The 20517-nt window shown below is 58.2% G+C and carries 22 protein-coding genes; 21 read left to right on the top strand and 1 reads right to left on the bottom strand.

Annotated elements, in window-relative coordinates:
* From AC1VNY_RS17500 to AC1VNY_RS17435, 14 genes are all read left to right on the top strand, one after another.
* A partial coding sequence (locus AC1VNY_RS17500; protein ID WP_482406101.1) for a SufD family Fe-S cluster assembly protein occupies positions 1 to 736 on the top strand: 736 nt, incomplete at its 5' end.
* A gap of 70 nt (positions 737 to 806) precedes the next feature.
* Positions 807 to 1577 (top strand): Fe-S cluster assembly ATPase SufC, encoded by a 771-nt coding sequence (sufC, locus tag AC1VNY_RS17495; RefSeq protein WP_482406100.1) that lies wholly within the window; start codon positions 807 to 809, stop codon positions 1575 to 1577.
* Positions 1574 to 2896 carry a Fe-S cluster assembly protein SufD gene (sufD, locus tag AC1VNY_RS17490; protein ID WP_482406099.1) on the top strand — a complete coding sequence of 441 codons (1323 nt, stop codon included), beginning with the start codon at positions 1574 to 1576 and terminating at the stop codon, positions 2894 to 2896. Before sufC ends, sufD begins: the two co-directional genes overlap by 4 nt.
* Positions 2893 to 4140, top strand: coding sequence for a cysteine desulfurase (locus AC1VNY_RS17485; RefSeq protein WP_482406098.1), 1248 nt, complete (start codon positions 2893 to 2895; stop codon positions 4138 to 4140). Before sufD ends, AC1VNY_RS17485 begins: the two co-directional genes overlap by 4 nt.
* Positions 4141 to 4205: 65 nt before the next feature.
* A complete protein-coding gene (locus tag AC1VNY_RS17480; protein WP_482406097.1) occupies positions 4206 to 4505 on the top strand; it encodes a hypothetical protein in 300 nt (99 codons plus the stop codon).
* A 110-nt stretch (positions 4506 to 4615) separates the two neighbouring features.
* A complete protein-coding gene (nifD, locus tag AC1VNY_RS17475) occupies positions 4616 to 6118 on the top strand; it encodes a nitrogenase molybdenum-iron protein alpha chain (protein WP_139481299.1) in 1503 nt (500 codons plus the stop codon).
* A gap of 86 nt (positions 6119 to 6204) precedes the next feature.
* On the top strand, positions 6205 to 7761 hold the full coding sequence (nifK, locus tag AC1VNY_RS17470) for a nitrogenase molybdenum-iron protein subunit beta (RefSeq protein ID WP_482406096.1): 1557 nt from the start codon (positions 6205 to 6207) through the stop codon (positions 7759 to 7761).
* Between the two features lie 96 nt (positions 7762 to 7857).
* Positions 7858 to 9504 (top strand): nitrogenase iron-molybdenum cofactor biosynthesis protein NifE, encoded by a 1647-nt coding sequence (nifE, locus tag AC1VNY_RS17465; RefSeq protein ID WP_482406095.1) that lies wholly within the window; start codon positions 7858 to 7860, stop codon positions 9502 to 9504.
* An 8-nt stretch (positions 9505 to 9512) separates the two neighbouring features.
* Positions 9513 to 10913 (top strand): nitrogenase iron-molybdenum cofactor biosynthesis protein NifN, encoded by a 1401-nt coding sequence (gene nifN / locus AC1VNY_RS17460; protein ID WP_482406094.1) that lies wholly within the window; start codon positions 9513 to 9515, stop codon positions 10911 to 10913.
* Positions 10910 to 11305, top strand: a complete 396-nt coding sequence (gene nifX, locus AC1VNY_RS17455) for a nitrogen fixation protein NifX (protein WP_018269911.1) — start codon at positions 10910 to 10912, stop codon at positions 11303 to 11305. The genes nifN and nifX overlap by 4 nt, the downstream gene beginning before the upstream one ends.
* A 6-nt stretch (positions 11306 to 11311) precedes the next feature.
* The gene (locus AC1VNY_RS17450; RefSeq protein ID WP_482406093.1) at positions 11312 to 11782 is read left to right on the top strand and encodes a NifX-associated nitrogen fixation protein; all 471 of its coding nucleotides are present in this window, start codon (positions 11312 to 11314) and stop codon (positions 11780 to 11782) included.
* A gap of 8 nt (positions 11783 to 11790) precedes the next feature.
* Positions 11791 to 11991 (top strand): CCE_0567 family metalloprotein, encoded by a 201-nt coding sequence (locus tag AC1VNY_RS17445; RefSeq protein WP_482406092.1) that lies wholly within the window; start codon positions 11791 to 11793, stop codon positions 11989 to 11991.
* A 12-nt stretch (positions 11992 to 12003) separates the two neighbouring features.
* Positions 12004 to 12297 carry a ferredoxin III, nif-specific gene (gene fdxB / locus AC1VNY_RS17440; protein ID WP_482406091.1) on the top strand — a complete coding sequence of 98 codons (294 nt, stop codon included), beginning with the start codon at positions 12004 to 12006 and terminating at the stop codon, positions 12295 to 12297.
* Positions 12298 to 13202: 905 nt separating this feature from the next.
* Positions 13203 to 14054, top strand: a complete 852-nt coding sequence (locus AC1VNY_RS17435) for a host specificity protein (protein WP_482406090.1) — start codon at positions 13203 to 13205, stop codon at positions 14052 to 14054.
* A 529-nt stretch (positions 14055 to 14583) separates the two neighbouring features.
* Here the strand turns inward: AC1VNY_RS17435 and AC1VNY_RS17430 are convergent.
* Positions 14584 to 15174: a hypothetical protein gene (locus AC1VNY_RS17430; protein WP_482406089.1), complete on the bottom strand. Its 591-nt coding sequence runs from the start codon at positions 15172 to 15174 to the stop codon at positions 14584 to 14586.
* Between the two features lie 274 nt (positions 15175 to 15448).
* On the opposite strand from AC1VNY_RS17430, the gene AC1VNY_RS17425 reads away from it, so the two are divergent.
* The 7 genes from AC1VNY_RS17425 to AC1VNY_RS17395 all read left to right on the top strand — a co-directional run bounded on the left by AC1VNY_RS17425 (position 15449) and on the right by AC1VNY_RS17395 (position 20495).
* Complete coding sequence (locus tag AC1VNY_RS17425; RefSeq protein ID WP_482406088.1) at positions 15449 to 15769, top strand: HesB/IscA family protein; 321 nt, start codon at positions 15449 to 15451, stop codon at positions 15767 to 15769.
* A gap of 19 nt (positions 15770 to 15788) precedes the next feature.
* Positions 15789 to 16067 carry a NifU family protein gene (locus AC1VNY_RS17420; protein WP_482406087.1) on the top strand — a complete coding sequence of 93 codons (279 nt, stop codon included), beginning with the start codon at positions 15789 to 15791 and terminating at the stop codon, positions 16065 to 16067.
* Between the two features lie 18 nt (positions 16068 to 16085).
* Positions 16086 to 17279, top strand: a complete 1194-nt coding sequence (gene nifS / locus AC1VNY_RS17415; protein WP_482406086.1) for a cysteine desulfurase NifS — start codon at positions 16086 to 16088, stop codon at positions 17277 to 17279.
* On the top strand, positions 17276 to 17500 hold the full coding sequence (gene nifT / locus AC1VNY_RS17410; RefSeq protein ID WP_482406085.1) for a putative nitrogen fixation protein NifT: 225 nt from the start codon (positions 17276 to 17278) through the stop codon (positions 17498 to 17500). Before nifS ends, nifT begins: the two co-directional genes overlap by 4 nt.
* Positions 17497 to 18360: an SIR2 family NAD-dependent protein deacylase gene (locus tag AC1VNY_RS17405; protein WP_482406084.1), complete on the top strand. Its 864-nt coding sequence runs from the start codon at positions 17497 to 17499 to the stop codon at positions 18358 to 18360. Before nifT ends, AC1VNY_RS17405 begins: the two co-directional genes overlap by 4 nt.
* A gap of 342 nt (positions 18361 to 18702) precedes the next feature.
* Positions 18703 to 20262: a nitrogenase cofactor biosynthesis protein NifB gene (gene nifB / locus AC1VNY_RS17400; protein WP_482406083.1), complete on the top strand. Its 1560-nt coding sequence runs from the start codon at positions 18703 to 18705 to the stop codon at positions 20260 to 20262.
* An 8-nt stretch (positions 20263 to 20270) separates the two neighbouring features.
* Positions 20271 to 20495, top strand: a complete 225-nt coding sequence (locus AC1VNY_RS17395; RefSeq protein ID WP_482406082.1) for a 4Fe-4S binding protein — start codon at positions 20271 to 20273, stop codon at positions 20493 to 20495.
* The last annotated feature ends 22 nt before the right edge of the window (positions 20496 to 20517 follow it).

The following is a 20517-nucleotide window of genomic DNA, read 5'->3' as shown; positions in this document are numbered from 1 at the left end:
GGGCTGCACCGCGCCGCAGCGCGACGAGAACCAGCTGCACGCCGCCGTGGTCGAGCTCGTCACGCTCGACGATGCCGAGATCAAGTATTCGACGGTGCAGAACTGGTACCCGGGCAATTCGGAAGGCAAGGGCGGCATCTACAATTTCGTCACCAAGCGTGGCGACTGCCGCGGCAGGAACTCCAAGATCTCCTGGACCCAGGTCGAGACCGGTTCGGCGATCACCTGGAAATATCCGAGCTGCATCCTGCGCGGCGACAATTCGAGCGGCGAGTTCTACTCGATCGCGATCTCGAACGGCTTCCAGCAGGTCGATAGTGGCACCAAGATGATCCATCTCGGCAAGAACACGTCGAGCCGGATCATCTCCAAGGGCATCGCCGCCGGCAAGTCGCAAAACACCTATCGCGGCCTGGTCAGCGCGCACCGCAAGGCAACCGGCGCGCGCAACTACACCGCCTGCGAATCGCTTCTGATCGGCGACAAATGCGGCGCGCACACCGTGCCCTATGTCGAGGCCAAGAATTCCTCGGCGACGTTCGAGCATGAAGCGACGACGTCGAAGATTTCCGAGGACGTGCTGTTCTACTGCGTGCAGAGAGGCTTGAGCGAGCAACAGGCCATTGGCCTAGTCGTCAACGGCTTCGCGAAAGACGTGCTGCAAAAGTTGCCGATGGAATTTGCGGTGGAGGCGCAGAAGTTGATCTCTATCTCGCTCGAGGGATCCGTCGGGTAACTAAACGTTTCCGCGAGCCCTTGCGATTGCGGCTGGCGTTCTGGATGACGCATTTCAGGGGCAGGTTAAAATGGCGCTACTCGAAGTCAGAGATTTGCATGTTAGTATCGAGGGTTGCGAAATTCTTCGCGGCCTCGATCTTACGGTCAATGCGGGTGAGGTGCATGCGATCATGGGGCCGAACGGCTCCGGAAAGTCCACACTCAGTCACGTTATCTCCGGTAAGCCCGGCTATCACGTGAGCGCTGGCCAAATCCAATTCAACGGTGAGGACCTGCTCGCGATGGAAGCAAACGAGCGCGCCACCAAGGGCATATTTCTTGCCTTCCAATATCCGGTGGAAATTCCCGGGGCGACCACCATGAACTTCCTGCGCGCGGCGCTGAACGCCCAGCGCACGGCGCGAGCACAAAAGGAATTCTCCACCCCCGATTTTATAAAACGAGTACGCGAGGTTGCTATGTCGCTCAACATACCGCAAGGCATGCTCAAGCGCGGCCTCAATGTCGGATTTTCCGGCGGCGAGAAGAAGCGCAACGAGATTTTGCAGATGGCGCTGCTCGAACCGAGCCTGTGCATCCTGGATGAGATAGATTCCGGCCTCGACATTGACGCGCTGCGGATTGTCGCGGGTGGCATCAACGCTCTGCGTTCGCCGGAACGCGCGATGATTGTAATCACTCATTATCGGCGGCTTCTCGACTACATCGTGCCGGACGTTGTCCACGTGATGTCGAAAGGGCAGATTAGAAAGAGCGGCGGAAAAGAATTCGCGCTTGAGCTTGAGGCTTGTGGCTATGCCAAATTCGAAGACGCGGCGTCGCAAGAGATTTCCCGATGAAGCGGGTTGCGACCAAAGCCGCCGCCGGGCGCGCAACGGACAATGTCTTTGCCGCGGCGCATGGACGGTTGCCTGGCTCCGGGCCCGTCGCTTATATCCGTGCGAGGGCGTTCGAAGCCTACGAGCGTGCCGGCCTCCCGCATCGGCGCATCGAGGCCTGGAAATACACCGATCTGCGCACCCTGATTGGCGCGGTCCTGCCACTCGCTCCGCGACCCGATGCGGCTGCGCTGGTGCGCGCAGCGGCGCCGGTTAAGCAAGCAGCAGTCGATCGGGCGGTCAAACTCGTCTTGGTGGATGGCATATTCGCACCGGAGCTCTCCGATGTGGACAGTCTGGAAGACGGGGTCGATGTGCGGTCGCTCCGAGAGGTCCTGGAAGATACGACCGACAGCGCGATGGCCGGCCTGGTGCTGTCGACGACGACTGATGCGGTGATCTCGCTCAATGCGGCAATGGCGACCGATGGCTTAGTGATTATGATTTCTGACGGCGAAGCGGTGAAGCGTCCGATTCAGATCGTTCACGTCGCGACCGGATCGTTGGTGTCTAACTTCACGCGCTCCTATCTGCAGCTCGGCCAAGGCGCGCATGCGGCCTTAGTGGAGAGTTTCGTCTCGGCTGAAGGCGCGAGCGGCTATCAGACCAACGATGCGACAATCGCCCTGGTTGGTGACGAGGCGAGCCTTTCGCATATCCGACTGGCGTTCGACGCCGCTGACGCGGTGAATATCTCATCCAGCATCATCGCGGTCGGCACCAGGGCGAAGCTCGATCTCTTCAGCATGACCTGCAGCGGCTCCGTTAGTCGCTACCAGGGATTCGTCACGCTGACTGGCGAGGGATCCAAGCTCTCGGCGAACGCCGTCAATCTCATCAGGCATAAGCAGCATGTCGACACGACAATGGTTGTCGATCATGCCGTGCCACATTGCACCAGTCGGGAGAAGTTCCGTGCGGTCATCGACGAATGCGGCCGTTCGGTGCTCCAAGGCCAGATTGTCGTTCGTCCTGGCGCGCAGAAGGCGGACGCCACGCTGACGACGCGAGCGTTGCTTCTGTCCGACGAGGCCCGGGCCGACAACAAGCCCGAACTCGAAATTTTGGCCGACGACGTGACTTGCGGCCACGGATCGACATCAGGTGCGCTGGACAGTGCTCTCGTATTTTATCTGCGTGCTCGCGGTCTATCCGAAAAGGACGCGCAGGCATTGCTGATTGGAGCATTCCTGGGCGAGGCGATTGAGGAAATCGCCCCCGAGAGCCTACGCGATTTTGTGACCGCGCAAACTGAACACTGGATGCAGGCGCGGAGATGAGCGTGCATCCCGCGATGAGCAATGGCAGGTACGAGGTCAGCTGTCTACGTGCTGACTTTCCTGCGCTGAGCATGACGGTCTATGGCAGGCCGCTGGTCTATTTCGACAATGCCGCCTCGGCTCAGAAGCCGAAGGCGGTAATTGACCGCATGATGCAGGTCTACTCAAGCGAATATGCCAACGTGCATCGCGGTTTGCACTACCTCGCTAACGCTGCGACGGAGGCATATGAAGGCGCGCGTGCCAAGCTGGCGCGATTTGTGAACGCCCGTCTAAACGAAGAGATCATCTTCACCCGCAGCGCCACCGAGGCAATCAATCTGGTCGCCCAGACCTTCGGCCGTGAACGCGTCGCCCCGGGTGATGAGATCGTTCTCTCGATGATGGAACATCATTCCAACATCGTGCCGTGGCATTTTCTCAGAGAGCGCCACGGTGCGGTGATCAAATGGGCACCAGTCGATGATGACGGCAACTTCCTGCTAGATGCCTTTGAGCAGCTCCTGACCCGGCGCACCAAGATAGTTGCGATCACACAAATGTCGAATGCTCTCGGGACCATCTTGCCGGTAAAGGAGGTGGTGAGGATCGCTCACGCTCGCGGTATCCCGGTGCTGATCGATGGTTCGCAAGGATGTGTCCATCTGAACGCCGACGTCTGCGACATCGATTGCGATTTCTACGTGATGACGGGCCACAAACTCTATGGTCCGACCGGCATCGGCGTGCTTTACGGCAAATCTGAGCATCTGGCGTTGATGCCACCCTTCAATGGCGGGGGCGAAATGATCCGTGAGGTCTCACGTACCGGCGTCATCTATGGTGATCCGCCGCACCGCTTCGAGGCGGGTACGCCACCGATCGTTGAGGCGGTCGGTCTGGGGGCGGCTGTGGACTATATCAATTCAATAGGCAAGAAGCAGATCCGCGAGCACGAAAGCGCACTGCTTGCTTACGCTCAGCAGCAACTGGCGGACATCGACTCCGTGCGCTTGATCGGGACTCCATCCGAGAAGGGACCGATCATCTCGTTTGATATGAAGGGTGTACATGCACATGATATTGCCACCGTCATCGACCGCGCAGGTGTGGCGGTGCGGGCAGGCGCCCATTGCGCGATGCCGCTGCTCAAGCGGTTCGGTGTTCTGGCGACATGCCGTGCGTCCTTCGGCCTCTACAACACACATGAAGAGATTGATGCGCTCGTCGGTGCGCTCATCAAGGCGCGGCAGCTGTTCTCGTGAGACGGCGAGCGGGCCACGTCTAAGTGGCTAGGGAGTTTGCATCGACCTCGGCGGGCGATGACATCATGCACAAGACCATCATCGCCTTCGCTGAAGGTAAGCATCTGTCGTCCCGGCAGCATAGATGGTATCGGCAAGCCGGAGCCGCCGGCCAGCCGCTTGTCCATGTCAGCGGCCGTCCCGCCGAGCGCGATCGCAAAATCGTGCAATCGGCGGCAACGTCGCGCCTTCGAGAACTGCGCGGCGCAATTTCGCGCATAGCCGGAACTTGTTCCATTTCGAACAGGGGCAACGAAGAAGTCTCCGTGCAAAGCGCGATGTCGCGTTCGCAACAACAACCAGCCTCATCGGACGAGCCGCGCTAACTCTGTATATTTGTTCTGGTTTTTGCGCTCTCGACGGACTGGCATGCTCGTTGCAAAAGTCTTGGTCAGCAAGAAGCTCTTCCAACCGCTAACCCTTGAAGGACATCAGCATGAGTCTCGCCACGACCCAGAGCATTGCAGAAATCAGGGCTCGTAACAAACAGCTGATCGACGAGGTGCTGAAGGTCTATCCAGAGAAGACCGCGAAGCGGCGTGCCAAGCATCTCAACGTTCACCAGGCCGGGAAGTCCGATTGCGGAGTCAAGTCCAACATTAAATCCATACCTGGTGTGATGACAATCAGAGGCTGCGCCTATGCTGGATCGAAGGGGGTGGTCTGGGGGCCGATCAAGGACATGGTCCATATCAGCCATGGCCCGGTTGGCTGCGGCCAGTATTCGTGGGGCTCGCGTCGCAACTATTACGTTGGCACAACGGGCGTCGATAGTTTTGTGACTCTGCAATTCACCTCCGATTTCCAGGAGAAGGACATCGTATTCGGTGGCGACAAGAAGCTGGTCAAAGTCCTTGACGAAATCCAGGAGTTGTTCCCGCTCAACCACGGCATCACCATCCAATCGGAATGCCCGATCGGATTGATCGGGGACGACATCGAGGCCGTGTCAAGGTCGAAATCCAAGGAATATGGCGGCAAGACCATCGTTCCGGTTCGCTGTGAGGGCTTTCGCGGGGTGTCGCAGTCGCTTGGCCACCACATCGCAAACGACGCGGTGCGCGATTGGATTTTCGACAAGCTCGACCCCGACGGCAAGCCAAAGTTCGAACCGACGCCCTACGATGTTGCGATCATTGGAGACTACAATATCGGCGGCGATGCCTGGTCATCACGAATTCTGCTGGAAGAAATGGGCCTGCGGGTGATTGCGCAGTGGTCCGGCGACGGTTCACTCGCCGAGCTCGAAGCTACGCCGAAGGCAAAGCTCAACATCCTGCATTGCTACCGTTCGATGAACTACATCTCGCGTCATATGGAGGAGAAGTTCGGTATCCCCTGGTGCGAATACAACTTCTTCGGACCTTCAAAGATCGCAGAATCGCTGCGCAAGATTGCGGGTTATTTTGACGACAAGATCAAGGAGGGCGCCGAGCGGGTGATCGAAAAGTACCAGCCGCTGGTGAACGCCGTGATCGCAAAATATCGCCCGCGCTTGCAGGGCAAGACGGTGATGCTGTACGTCGGCGGCCTGCGTCCGCGTCATGTGATTGGCGCCTATGAGGACCTCGGCATGGAAGTCGTTGGGACCGGATACGAGTTCGGTCATAACGACGACTATCAGCGCACCGCCCAGCATTATGTAAAGGACAGCACGCTCATCTACGACGACGTCAACGGCTATGAGTTCGAGCGCTTCGTCGAAAAGCTCCAGCCTGATCTGGTCGGCTCGGGCATCAAGGAGAAATACGTTTTCCAAAAGATGGGCGTGCCGTTCCGGCAGATGCATTCCTGGGACTATTCGGGCCCATATCACGGCTATGACGGCTTTGCGATCTTTGCTCGCGACATGGACATGGCTGTCAACTCGCCGATCTGGAAGAAGATGAAGGCACCCTGGAAGGAAGCCTCAAAAGCCAAGCTCTTGGCTGCAGAATAACAAGCACTTGGCTCCACATAGAGCAACCGATCCCGCTCTCTGCGGCGAGCTGGGCGACATCAATTTTGATAGTGAAGGATCCTAACATGGCGCAGAGTGCAGAACATGTGCTCGATCACCTCGAACTGTTCCGCGGTCCAGAATACCAACAAATGCTGGCCGACAAGAAGTTGTTCGAAAATCCCCGAGATCCTGCCGAGGTCGAACGTATCAAGGAATGGACGAAAACGCCCGAATATCGCGAGAAGAATTTCGCGCGGGAGGCGCTTGCGGTAAATCCGGCCAAAGCCTGCCAGCCGCTTGGCGCCGTCTTCGTCTCAGTCGGTTTTGAGGGAACGCTGCCCTTCGTCCATGGCTCGCAAGGCTGCGTGGCCTATTACCGCAGCCATCTGTCGCGGCACTTTAAGGAGCCAAGTTCCTGCGTATCTTCGTCGATGACGGAAGACGCCGCTGTATTCGGGGGGCTGAACAATATGATCGACGGCCTCGCCAACAGCTACAACATGTACAAACCCAAGATGATTGCGGTCTCGACGACCTGCATGGCTGAGGTGATCGGCGATGACCTCAACGCCTTCATCAAGACGTCGAAGGAAAAAGGCTCGGTTCCGGCAGAGTTCGACGTGCCGTTCGCACACACGCCGGCGTTCGTCGGCAGCCACGTCACGGGCTACGACAACGCACTCAAAGGCATTCTCGAGCATTTTTGGGACGGCAAGGCCGGAACGGTGCCGAAGCTGGAGCGTAAGCCAAATGAGGCAATCAACATCATTGGCGGCTTTGATGGCAATACCGTTGGAAACCTTCGCGAGATCAAGCGAATCTTGGCATTGATGGGCATCGAACATACGGTCCTCGCCGATAACTCTGAAGTCTTCGATACCCCGACCGATGGCGAGTTCCGGATGTATGATGGCGGCACCACGCTGGAAGACGCGGCGAACGCGATTCACGCCAAGGCGACAATCTCCATGCAGCAATGGTGCACGGAAAAAACGCTGCCGTTCGTGTCCGAGCATGGCCAGGACGTCGTGTCTTTCAATTACCCGGTGGGTGTGTCCGCAACGGATGATGTTCTCGTGGCGTTATCACGCATCAGCGGCAAGGAGATTCCGGAGGAACTCGCGCGAGAGCGTGGCCGCTTGGTTGATGCCATCGCGGACTCCAACGCGCATATCCATGGCAAGAAGTTCGCGATCTATGGCGATCCGGATCTCTGCTATGGGTTGGCTGCCTTTCTGCTCGAACTCGGCGCCGAACCGACCCATGTGCTGTCCACCAATGGCAACAAGGCGTGGCAGGAAAAAATGCAGGCGCTGTTTGCAAGCTCGCCATTTGGTCAGGCCTGCCAAGCCTATCCGGGGCGGGACCTCTGGCACATGCGCTCGCTCTTGTTCACGGAGCCAGTTGACTTTCTGATTGGCAATACACACGGCAAGTACCTGGAACGGGACACTGGAACGCCACTGATCCGAATCGGGTTTCCAATTTTTGATCGGCATCACCATCACCGCTCCCCCGTGTGGGGCTATCAGGGCGGCCTGAATGTGCTGGTGAAGATCCTCGACAAGATCTTCGATGAAATCGACAAGAAGACCAATGTTCTTGGCAAGACCGACTATAGCTTCGACATCATTCGTTGATGGCGGAGAGTGCGCGTGCCATCGCCGGAACACTGGCCGATGGCGCGCGCGCAAGATGGTCGGCAGAGAGTTGCTTTCCCTGAGAGGAAAAACCTGATGAGTTCGCTAGCGGCCACGGTCCAGGATATCTTCAGCGAGCCGGGCTGCGCCAAGAATGGCAGTAAGTCGGAGGCTGTGCGCAAGAAGGGTTGCACCAAGCAACTGCAGCCGGGCAGCGCTGCGGGAGGGTGTGCCTTCGACGGCGCCAAGATTGCGCTGCAGCCTTTTACCGACGTCGCTCACCTCGTGCATGGTCCGATCGCATGCGAAGGCAATTCTTGGGACAATCGCGGCGCGGTGTCCTCCGGCTCTAGTCTGTGGCGCACGGCATTCACAACCGATATGAGCGAAACCGATATCGTATTTGGGGGCGAGAAGCGGCTCTGCAAAGCGATCAAGGAGATCATCGACAAGCACGACCCGCCCGCCATCTTCGTCTACCAGACCTGCATCCCGGCCATGATCGGCGACGATATCAACGCGGTCTGCAAGGCGGCGTCTCAAAGGTTCGGCAAGCCGGTAATTCCGATCAATTCCCCGGGGTTCGTTGGTTCCAAGAACCTCGGTAACAAGCTCGCCGGCGAGGCCTTGCTCGACTATGTAATCGGAACGCAGGAGCCGGACTACGCCACACCGTACGATATCAACCTGATCGGAGAATTTAATCTCTCGGGAGAGCTCTGGCAGGTAAAGCCGTTGTTCGAAGAGCTTGGCATCCGGATTCTGTCCTGCATCTCGGGCGATGGCAAATATCGCGAGGTTGCTTCATCCCATCGTGCACGGGCGGCGATGCTGGTGTGCTCGAAGGCCATGGTCAACGTCGCACGCAAGATGGAGGAACGCTACGGGATCCCGTTCTTCGAAGGGTCGTTCTACGGTATTCAGGATTCGAGCGATTCGCTGCGCCAGATTGCCCGCTTATTGGTTGAACGTGGCGCGGGGCAAGAGCTGCTCGGGCGCACCGAAGCGGTGATCGCACGCGAGGAGGCGAGAGCGTGGGCTGCGATCGAGCCGTACAAGCCACGATTCAAAGGCAAGAAGGCTTTACTGATTACCGGCGGCGTCAAGTCATGGTCGGTCGTTGCGGCATTACAGGAAGCCGGCCTCGAAATGGTCGGAACCAGTGTGAAGAAGTCGACCAGGGAGGACAAGGAACGCATCAAGCTGCTCATGGGGCAAGATGCCCACATGATCGAGGATATGACGCCGCGCGAAATGTACAGGATGCTGAAGGACGCCAAAGCGGACATCATGCTCTCGGGCGGCAAATCGCAGTTCGTCGCACTGAAGGCGGCGATGCCCTGGCTCGATGTCAACCAGGAGCGTTGCCACGCCTATATGGGCTATGTCGGAATGGTCAAGCTGGTGGAGGAGATCGATAAGTCGCTCTCCAACCCGATGTGGGACCAACTACGTCGACCGGCGCCATGGGAGGCTTTGGCCAAGGCGATGGTGCATATGCAATCGCCGGTGGCAGCGATCGCGCGCGATCCGGCGCTCGCCGAAGCGGCACGGCGCGCGAGAAAGATCTGCTTCTGCAACACAGTCGATCTCGGCACGATCGAAGACGCGATCTACGTGCATGGCCTGAGGAGCGTCGAGGCAGTCAGAGACCACACCAATGCCGTCGGCGGCTGCTGCAAGCGACGCATCGAGGACGTCCTGGCGTCCTCGCCGCCCGCCGGGCTGCAGGCCGCCGAATAGGAGGTGTCATGGCCATCGCGACGGTGCCGGCAAAAGCATGCGCAGTTAACCCGTTGAAGATGAGCCAGCCGATCGGCGGCGCATTTGCCTTCATGGGTCTAAGCGGGGCGATGCCGCTTTTGCACGGCTCACAAGGTTGCACCTCCTTCGGACTCACCCTCTTTGTGCGGCATTTCAAAGAGGCTGTACCGCTGCAGACCACCGCGATGAGCGAGGTCGCGACCGTGCTCGGCGGCTATGAGAATCTCGAGCAGGCGATACTCAATATCTACAATCGTACCAAGCCAAAGATCATCGGAATCTGCTCGACCGGTGTCACCGAGACCAATGGAGACGATGTTGATGCCTACCTCAAGCTGATCCGGGACAAGCATCCGCAGCTTGCGAAATTGCCGCTGGTCTATGTCTCGACGCCCGATTTCAAGGGGGCGTTCCAGGACGGCTGGGAGAAAGCCGTGGCGAGCATTGTGGAGTTGCTGGTGGAAGGGCCAAACGTCAATGGCCTGCGCGATCCGTCGAGGGTGAATGTTCTTCCAGGATGCCACCTCACGCCGGGTGATCTTGATGAAGTCCGTGCTATTCTGGAGGATTTTGGGTTGCGGCCGTCCTTCCTGCCTGATCTGGCGGGGTCGCTCGATGGGCATATCCCTGATGACTTTACCCCAACGACCATTGGCGGCATCGGCGTGGACGAAATCGCGAGCATGGGCCGCGCAGGGTGGACTATCGCAATAGGCTGGCAGATGCGGCGAGCGGCAGAGGTCATGCAGGCCAGGACAGGCGTGCCATTTCGCCTGTTCGAACGGCTATGCGGTCTCGGTCCGAACGACGAATTCATGACTTTTCTGAGCGAGGTCAGCGGCCGCCCCGTGCCATCGAAATATCGGCGCCAGCGCGGCCAGCTCACCGACGCAATGCTGGACGCGCACTTCCATATTGGCGGTCGCAAACTTGCAATCGCGGCCGAGCCAGACCTGCTGTTCGACCTGTCCAGTATGCTGCACGAGATGGGCGCGCAGGTGAGCGCGGCCGTGACGACCACGCAGTCGGTGGTGATCGAGCGGATCAAGACCGAGGAGGTGCTGATCGGCGATCTTGAGGATCTGGAAGAGCTAGCCAGAACAAAGCATTGCGACCTGCTGATCACGCATTCGCATGGCAGGCAAGCGGCGGCTCGGCTAAAAATCCCGTTCTATCGAGCCGGTTTTCCGATGTTCGATCGGCTTGGTGCAGGGCACCAACTATCCGTCGGTTATCGTGGTACGCGCGATCTGATCTTTGATATTGCGAATCTTGTGATCGCGGACCGCGAGGAGAATCATCAGCCGACGCCCGATAGATGGAGGCCTTCGGCGGCGCTGCCGCTAATGTCGGGCCACCGCAGTGCAGCTGAGAGGTCGACTGCATGAAGGTCGCATTCGCCACGCAAGACCTAAGACGCGTCGATGCCCATTTTGGTTGGGCAAAGAATATCGCTATCTACGATGTCGCGCCAAACGGGCACGTGTTTCTCAAAGCGGTTGAGTTCGAGGGAGATCTCAAGGAAGACGGCGACGACGACAAGCTGGCGCCGAAGATCGAGGCGATCAAGGATTGCGCAATCCTGTACGTCGCCGCTATCGGCGGTGCCGGCGCTGCGCGGGTCGTGGCCAACAACATCCATCCTATCAAGGTGAACAAGCCAGAAAACATCCTTGCGCTGCTCGAAAAGCTCGAGCGCGTATTGAAGGGCACGCCGCCGCCGTGGCTACGCAAGGCCTTGGCGAAGGACCAACGACGCACATTCGAGTTCGACGAATGAGGTGAGATGACCGAGGCCGCAGAAATGGCGCAGCAGGGCGACGCCCTCGATTCCCCGTTCCTCAAGGAGCTGGTCAAGATATGGCGCGCTCAGGATACCAACGGAGCCTGGGAGGCCAAGAGCGATGTCGAGCTGCTTGAACCCTATATCTTGGACAAGGAGAAGCGACGGGCACTGCCGATTGTCGGCGATCCTGATCCCGACACGCTGTGGCGCCTGGGGCTGTTCTTCAATGCGGTCGCACTCTCGATCGAGAGAGCCACCGGCGTGATGATCCAGCCGATGCTGAAGATGCATCATGAAGGCTTTGGCCGCATGGTGCTGATCGGGGGGCGGCTGATCGCCGTGAACAAGCAGCTGCGCGATGTGCATCGCTTCGGCTTCGATAACCTCGCAAAGCTCGCGCAGGAGGGTGACAAATATGTCAGGGGCGGAATCGACTTGATTCGGAAATTTCCGGACGTGGCAAACTACTGAGGGCATTCATGAGCGATCGTGAACTACTGAAGGCGGAGCTAAAGAAACTTTCGGCCAAAGCGCTCCAAGCCAAAATGGATCTGCACGACCTTTCGGAAGAACTTCCCATCAACTGGACATCGATCATGGCGGTGGCGCAGAAGGCGTATGATGCCTATGCCGAACTCGAACGCAAGAGCCATGACTTGAAGGCGCTGGAAAATACTTAAGGACTCCGACTCATGTCATTTGCAACGCGCGATGGCCGCAACTGGACGCCGGACTACCTGATCTCGATCGATGACAAGAAGTGCATCGGCTGTGGCCGGTGTTTCAAGGTGTGCGGTCGAGATGTCATGACGTTGAAAGGAATCAACGAGGAAGGCGAACTTGTCGACCTGGACGACGACGATGAGATCGAAAAGAAGATCATGGTTTTGAATGATCAGGGTGCCTGCATCGGCTGCGGCGCCTGCGCCAGGGTTTGTCCGGCCAATTGCCAGACCCACGGTTCAGCCGCGGCCGAAGCTGCGTGAGCGAAGGCTGGCAGGCGCGATGAACTAGACCCATCGCTGATCTCGTGCAACTCGAAACTGAAATTGCGCCGGCGTGGGTGATAGCGTCGATTGTTGGACGGAGCGAGCGGAGACATTGCCGTCAGGCCCGCAGAAGGCAAGCCATACATTTGAGTCGTAATCCCGTGGAGATCATCCTCCGCAAGCTCTACGTTTTTGTGGAAGGACGTCCTGCAGCTATCCGGGCTCACAGTATCGGGTGAACGAGACGCGATCCAGATTGTAATGGGTCGCAAATGCCGGTTCCCCGAAGTAGGGCGCACTCCTCCAGATGGTTCCGATTATGTCCTGTAGCTTGTCCTCTTCGGCCTAGGTGCCGCCAACAATAGATCCGTGACCGATCGCGTTGACGCCGAATCTGGTCACGGCAGCAGTTAGTTGTTCCTTCCGTCCCCGTCTTGGTTTGGCACTGACGGTGTCGTTGCACCGGACTGGAGCGACGGTGCAAGAGCGTATGCGAGATCGTCGAGATCGGTAGCACACTAAGAAAAGCACGGAACGGTTGATGGGGGACAAGCCCGGGCCGCAGCCGCGACGGATGGTTGCATTTGGTCAATGGTCTGCTCAAACCTATGGCGTCCCAGCAGCCTGATGAGGCGGTGTTGCGGGTCTGTGTTGACAAACGGCCGGTCCCCGAAAGATCAACCATCGGCAATATCACGCAATGCGCGGCTATCGATTGCAGCTCGATGAGCAACCTGGTTTACGAATCGCGCGCTGATAGCCTGGCCGTTCCGTGGAAGCCGGACAGATGTTCTGCGCCGTGTGGGTCAGCTTACGGTCAGCTAAGCCGCGTATCCTCGTCGACAGAGCTTGCGCGGCACGAGCTCTACAGCGTGCAATTGTGCCGATAGGAAAGCGATCTGATGTATAGCAGAATCGTTGGCTCATCCAGCCAGTCCACAAACGCCAGCCAGGCTGATGAATCGGAAGAGACGGGAGATAGCCCGCGCTCTGCGGAAACGCTTGCAGACGTCCGGTCAAGTGGGTCGTCGCCGGCGCCATACTTTCTGGCTTCGGATCCACCGATCATAGACGACATCGCCGAATCTTCCTTCAATGCAAGGCTCCGGAGATTTTTGGGCGACGACATCAGGCAGATCGCCAGTAATCCACAAGAGTACTCGGATTTCGTATCCGAGAAGGCTGAGCGCGCGGCAATTGTTGCTGGAGGCTATATAAGCACTTATTACAATCCAGCCACTCCCCCGCGATTTTTCAGCTATCAGTTGGGTGACGAAGCTGTTGGGCTCCTAAGAGTGGGAGGTCCGGATCGTATCGAGGGAGAGGACTTCCGGCAACAGTTCGGGCGCAACGATATCACTTCTGTCGTAGACCTACGGGTGACTCATCCCCTGGTCGAGAATGCGGGCGATATTCTGCTGGAACATCAATTGAGAAAGGATGGCGATTATCCGTTGATCTTGTCAAACCCGGCCTTGGGCGGCATTGAACCCCGCCTGGCGGAAATGGGTTTTGTTCACGTTGTTGAAAATAAATGGGTGCTTGATCCTCATCAGCATCCCGAAGTGTGGATGAAGAATGATAACGACGAGTGGCAGCGAGTAGGCAAGCCCACAAAGTACCTTGCTAAGGTAGATGACGATGATTCCGCTACTGGAGCGAGTGTCGAGTGGAACTCTTCTGATGATGATCCGTCATACTACTTGGACCGCGCCATGGAAAGAATGGCTCTGGAGCAAGACGATTCGGAGTGACGAGACAGGCCCGAAAATGACTGGTCCTTGGTCATTGCTGGCGCAAAAGTCTTAGCCTCAGAAGGGAGCGCATGCTCGCAGTGCGCTCCCTTTCTTTTGAATATTAGGCTTGCGATTCCTTGCCGAAACTCGCCGAACGTTGTGCTTCGTCGAATTGGCAGAACCTCGAGACACCGGTCGGCGGACCGAAAGGGGCGAACTCTGTAAGCTGAGATCGTGAGCGTTGCAATATACTTGACAGCCGCAAACCGTGAGATTGCGACGCGGAGCAACTCGATCCCGCCGGCGACGGTAAAGTGTGGTTTACGGTGGATGTGGAGCGAAACGAGTTCTTCGATCCATATGGCGTCCGGCTGATGTGCGGCAAGCACGGAGCGACCTTTGAACTGAGCACCGGGCGGTGCGTCGAAGGTCCATGTAAGGGGAGAGCGCTTACGCCGATTGCGTTGACAGTTCTGGACAGCGAAATCTGCATCGTCGGCGGCGTCTTGTCGAAGACGATGCGCCCTCCGATGAATGAAGCCTGCGCTCAGACCGGCCGATTTTCGTTTCGATTCTTCACGGGTTCCATCCTCTTCAGCCCATCTTCATACGAGATCTCGTCACATGACAGATTCAGATTCTTTGCTGCATCGAGCAGGTAATCCAGCTTGCCACCTGAATCGAGCTTCTTGATGTCGTCCTTGTTGATCCCGACCAGGTCGATCATCTCCTTCCAAACTGTGGACTCGTCGCACGGGAGGACGTTGAAAGTAGCGTCGCCAAGCTTGACTCGGTATTTCGCCAGCAGATCTATGTTGTTGCAGAACATGAAGTAGCTGCCGTCGGGGCTCAACGCGCCGTCCAGCACGCCTGCAACGTCGGCAAGATACGCGAAGGAATGCAGATAGCCGGCTAGCACCGGAATGGTTCGCTCTCCGTCCTGCGCGATCGTCAAGACTTGTTCGATCGAATAGTCCGGCGGCCGCTTCTCGTCCGCGAGCTGGGTTTGGAATTTCAGTGCAACGTCGCCGCGAAAGCCGAACCGGCCAGGCTTAATGGTCCCGCCTTTGAATACGGCATTGAGCAGGCGACCCTCCTTCTCAAGTCTGCCGAGTGCGGTGTTCTCGATTGCAGTCATTAAAGTCGTCCTCGATCTAAGCGTTTCACCGACGCTCTGGCCGGTGCGAGATGCAATGCAAATTGCTTGCCGTCCATGCGCGGCTGTCTGCGGCATAGCTTGGGAGGAAAAGCCGTAAATGGGCTCCGACTGGCTCAAGCAGCCTTGTCGGAAATTCGACACGAGTTCCAAAGCCAACAGGCACGATCCGAAAAGGCAAGCATCATCAAACCCCTGAATGCTGGCACATGACTTGCCATTGAGCGGACAGTCCTAAGCAGATGAAGGATTAGCCATGATCAACCTGACGGACAGCGCGGTGAACGCGGTCAAGAGTGCGATTTCATCATCGACCCAGCCAGCAAGCGGCCTGCGCATTATGGTTGAAGCAGGCGGCTGCAACGGGTTCAAATACACGATGGGTCTGGCCGAGGAACCGAAGCCCGACGACAAAGTGATCGAGTGCGGTGACCTGAAGGTCTTTGTCGACGACAAGAGCCATCAACATCTGGTCGGAACAACCATCGACTTCGTGATGGCGCTGGAGAGCCCAGGCTTCACCTTTCACAACCCGAACGCCACCTCGAGCTGCTCCTGCGGAAAATCGTTCACCTGATATGGAAGAGACATCAAGCATGCTGGCCGAATCAGAGCAACTCAGGCAATTGCAGGCCGCCGTGAACGGCCGAGAACGGCGCATTCGCGCCGTGCTCGAGGAGATCCGAGCCATTCTGCGACGCGGCGGCAGCAGTCGACTGATCGGGATCGGTGGTAGCAGGATCATGGTCAGCCTTGGTGCTCCCGCGTTCTGCGCGTTTTCGGGCGGGGCGCTGGAAGGCATTCAGGCGTGGCTTGTCGAGAGGCTCGGCGAGTTCGTCCGCTTCGTCCCGGCTGCTGCAGCAGCCAAGGCGTGAAATTGAGCGGGGGATCAGGTGCCGATTTATCTCGATAACAACGCGACGACGCGGACCGATCCGTCCGTCGTGCAAGCCATGTTGCCTTTCTTCACCGAGCGATTCGGCAATGCCTCATCCAGCCACGCCTTTGGCGGCGAGGTCGCAATCGCGCTGAAGCAGGCGCGCCGTAGCCTGCAGGATCTGTTGGGGAATGCACACGATCATGAGATCGTTTTTACCTCCGGTGGGACCGAGGCAAATAATGCCGCCATCCTCTCGGCGCTTGCGAGCCAGGAAGGCCGTGACGAGATCGTCACCACCTCGGTTGAGCACTCCGCCATCCTTTCGCTGGTCGAGCAATTGGCGCCGAAAGGCGTCAAGGCGCATATTATACCGGTAGATTCACGCGGCCGGCTCGACATTGAGGCGTTTCGCTGCGCGCTCGGGCCCCGCACGGCGATCGTCTCGACCATGTGGGCCAATAACGAGACCGGTACGATTTTTCCCGTGGAGTTTCTGGCCGGGTTGACCCGTGAGGCAGGCGCGCTGTTTCACACAGATGCGGTCCAGGCCGTCGGTAAGGTACGCGTCGACCTGAAGGACAGTGCGATCGACATGCTGTCGCTTTCAGCGCACAAGCTGCATGGCCCAAAAGGGATTGGCGCGCTCTATCTGCGCAAAGGGACAAAATTCCGTCCGCTAATCTGGGGCGGATCACAGGAGCGTCGGCGCCGCGGCGGTACTGAGAATATCCCCGGCATCGTTGGTCTTGGAAAAGCTGCGGAGCTGGCGGTGGAGCGGCTCGAGCCGGAGCGTGTTCGCATTGGTGCGTTGCGCGACCGCCTGGAGCAGGGGATTTTGTACAGCGGCGAGTGTGCGGTGCTCGGCGATGCTGGCAACCGGCTAACGAACACGGCCAATATCGCGTTCGATGACCTTGAAGGCGAAGCAATCGTCCATCATCTCAATCGCGCGGGCATTGCCGTGTCGCTGGGGGCAGCCTGCAGGTCGGGCTCAATGGAGCCATCGCATGTTCTGCACGCCATGCAGGTGCCGGCGCGGAGCATCCGTGGCGCGGTGCGCTTTTCTCTGTCGCGTGAAACATCTGTTGCGGAGGTCGATGAGGTCGTGTGCGTACTATCCGACATCGTGGCTCGCCTGCGCGCCAATTTGCGGGGATCGGCCAGTCTGGCCAGCTATGCGCCGCAGTCGAGGGAGTTGAGCTCGTGAAGATCATGATCCGCCGCGCTCCGGACGCGGGCCTGTCGATCTACGTGCCGAAAAAGGATCTCGAAGAGTCGATCGTGGAATCCGAGCACGAGACGCTATGGGGTGGCTGGATCAAAATAGCTAATGGCTGGGTGCTCGATTTGCCGCAGATGGCGAGCGATACGCGCTTGCCGGTGACAATCAATGCCAAGAAACGGGGCGAAAACGGTGACGATCCGTGAATGCGCCCGTGCAGATCGATTTTGTCAACGCGACCGATGCTAAGGCCATTCTCGCGGACGTCGCTGCCGGGCTGAGGGCCGCGAGCATTGTTCCCTATATCGGTCCTGGCCTTGCCGAACTGTCCAGACCCGATGTGCCGACGACTCCCGAGGCGTTATCTGCTTTCTTCGCCAGCAAGGTTGCGCTGCCGCGGCGGGCCAAGGGCAATGCATGGGCCGCGGCGCAGCACATCGAGATCAGCAAACATCGCTCCACCGTGACGGCATTGATGGCGCAGGCCTTCGCTCGGCCGGTCGAGCCGGCCGCCTTTCACGATCATCTTGCGTCTCTGTCGCTGCCCATCATAGTCGACACATGGTATGATGGCGCGATGCGCGGGGCGTTGGATAAGCGCGATGGGTGGGGCGAAGTGCAAGGTATTACCCGCGCCAGCATTGGCGAGAATCGTTGGTATCGCTTTTATGACTCGGTTGGCCAAGAGGTCGACGGTGTCGTGGCGGACGGCTGGGCGACGGTGCTGTACAAGCCGCATGGCGGTGTGCAGCCGGCAAAGAACTTCCTGATCTCCGACGCTGACTATGTCGAGGCGCTGACCGAAATCGACATCCAGACACCGATTCCGGACATTATCAAGGAACGGCGGATCGGACAGAGCTTTCTCTTCATCGGCTGTCGGTTCAACGACCAGCTGTTGCGTAGCTATGCTCGGCAAATCATCAAGCGTTCAGCCAAAACCCACTATGCGATCGTTGATCTAGATGCGCTCTCACGCAGTGAGCTCCGCTTTCTGCGCGAGCAGGGCCTGACGCCGCTTGCGATTGGATTGCCTCGCGCAGTCGAGATACTGCTCACCCATTAGCGCCTTGCAAAGCCGGATCGCCAGCTCGCATCGGCCTATTGTGAGATGCCGCATCGCATCAAGGCCAACGGGCAAGGAGCCGGGATCGCGCATGCTTGGCGTTTGAATGAATGCACCCGACGTTGAGCTCGGCGGCAGAAATACGACGTACTTGTTGCGTTTCAAACATGCGCATCGTTGCTGTTCTTGCATCCGTTGGCGTTGATGTTCCAGCTAACTGTTTGGCGCATGGCTGCGATCGCGTCGACTCTACCCTGGCATGTGAGTTGCTACTGCTCTTGCTGAGGCTCTCTCGGGGCTGGTCCTGAGAAGCCGATGATTGCCTGCAGGGAGACATGGGAAATGAACGCGGTCGTCGGGCGCGGAAAATGTGCCAAAGCTGCGGTAGGTGCCAGCAAGATGATGCAGCCGGCCGCCGATCATAGGGGCTGCCGCACCTCGTCCAACTCCGGGCAGGCGAGTTGCGGCTCGCGGGTAGGGCAAGGCGATCTGCCGACCGAGATCTGGGAAAAAGTGAAGAACCATCCCTGCTACAGCGAAGAGGCGCATCATCATTACGCCCGCATGCACGTCGCAGTAGCGCCAGCCTGCAACATCCAGTGCAACTACTGCAACCGCAAATACGACTGCGCCAACGAATCACGTCCGGGCGTGGTGAGCGAGAAGCTCACGCCGGAGCAGGCGGTAAAGAAAGCGCTTGCGGTCGCGGCCACTATTCCCCAGATGACCGTGCTTGGCATCGCCGGTCCCGGCGATCCGCTGGCCAATCCTGAAAAGACGTTCAAGACGTTCGAACTCGTCGCCAAAGCGGCTCCGGACATCAAGCTGTGTTTATCAACCAATGGGCTAAGCCTGCCAGATTACGTTGACGTCATCGCCAAGTCCAAGATTGACCATGTCACGATCACCATCAACATGATCGATCCCGAAATCGGCGCCAAGATCTATCCTTGGATCTTCTTCAACCGTAGGCGCTATACCGGCCTTGACGCGGCAAGGGTACTTGCCGATCGCCAACTGCTAGGCCTGGAGATGCTTAGCGAACGGGGGATCCTGTGTAAGGTCAACTCTGTGATGATCCCGCATATCAACGACGATCACTTGGTCGAAGTAAACAAGGCGGTGAAGTCACGCGGCGCCTTCCTCCACAATATCATGCCGCTGATCTCTGCACCCGAGTACGGCACAGTGTTTGGCCTCAACGGTCAGCGCGGGCCGACAGCGCAGGAATTGAAGGCGCTGCAAGATGCTTGCGAAGGGGAGATAAACATGATGCGTCACTGCCGTCAGTGCCGGGCCGATGCTGTGGGTCTGCTCGGAGAAGATCGCAGCGCAGAGTTTACGACCGACCAAGTCATGAAGATGGACGTCAAATACGACCTCGAGATGCGCAAAGCTTACCAGGACCGGCTAGAGGACGTGCGTGCCGCAAAGGCCGCGGCCAGCAAAGAGGAACTCGGGGAATTGGCCGGAGAGGTGAGCGAGGTCACGCTTCTGGTGGCAGTCGCAACCAAAGGCTCCGGGCTGATCAACGAGCACTTTGGACATGCGAAGGAATTCCAAGTCTACGAACTTTCCATATCCGGCGCAAAATTCGTCGGCCACCGCCGCGTGGACGTCTACTGCCAAGGTGGTTATGGGGAGGAGGGTAGGCTTTCGACCATCATTCGCGGTATCAATGACTGCCATGCGGTGTTCGTGGCCAAAATCGGCGGCAGCCCGAAAAGCAATTTGATCAAGGCCGGAATCGAGCCAGTTGATCAATATGCGCATGAGTTGATCGAGAAGTCGGCGATCTCCTGGTTCCGGTCCTATCTCGATCGGGTGAAAAGCGGTGAGATCCTGCACGCGAAGCGCGGCGACGCGTCGATTCGGCAGGGTGCCGTGATCTCTGCGGCGTAGGGGGTGATGTGCCATTCAAGATCATTGCCTCGCAGTGTACGAGCTGCTCAGCCTGCCAACCCTTGTGCCCGAACGTCGCAATCTCTGAGAAGGCGGGGAGCTTCGTCATTGAACCGGCAAAATGTACCGAATGCATTGGCTATTTCGACGAGCCGCAATGTGTTGCCGCCTGTCCGGTCGACAATACCTGCGTCGTTGACACATCCTTGGCGCGCTACCAGGCGCCAGCCTAAAGGGTGAGCCCCGTGAACGGAT

The sequence above is a fragment of the Bradyrhizobium ferriligni genome, from assembly GCF_056837965.1.
The sequence above is the reverse complement of the archived record's forward strand: the minus strand, read 5'-3'. Positions and strand labels throughout refer to the sequence as shown.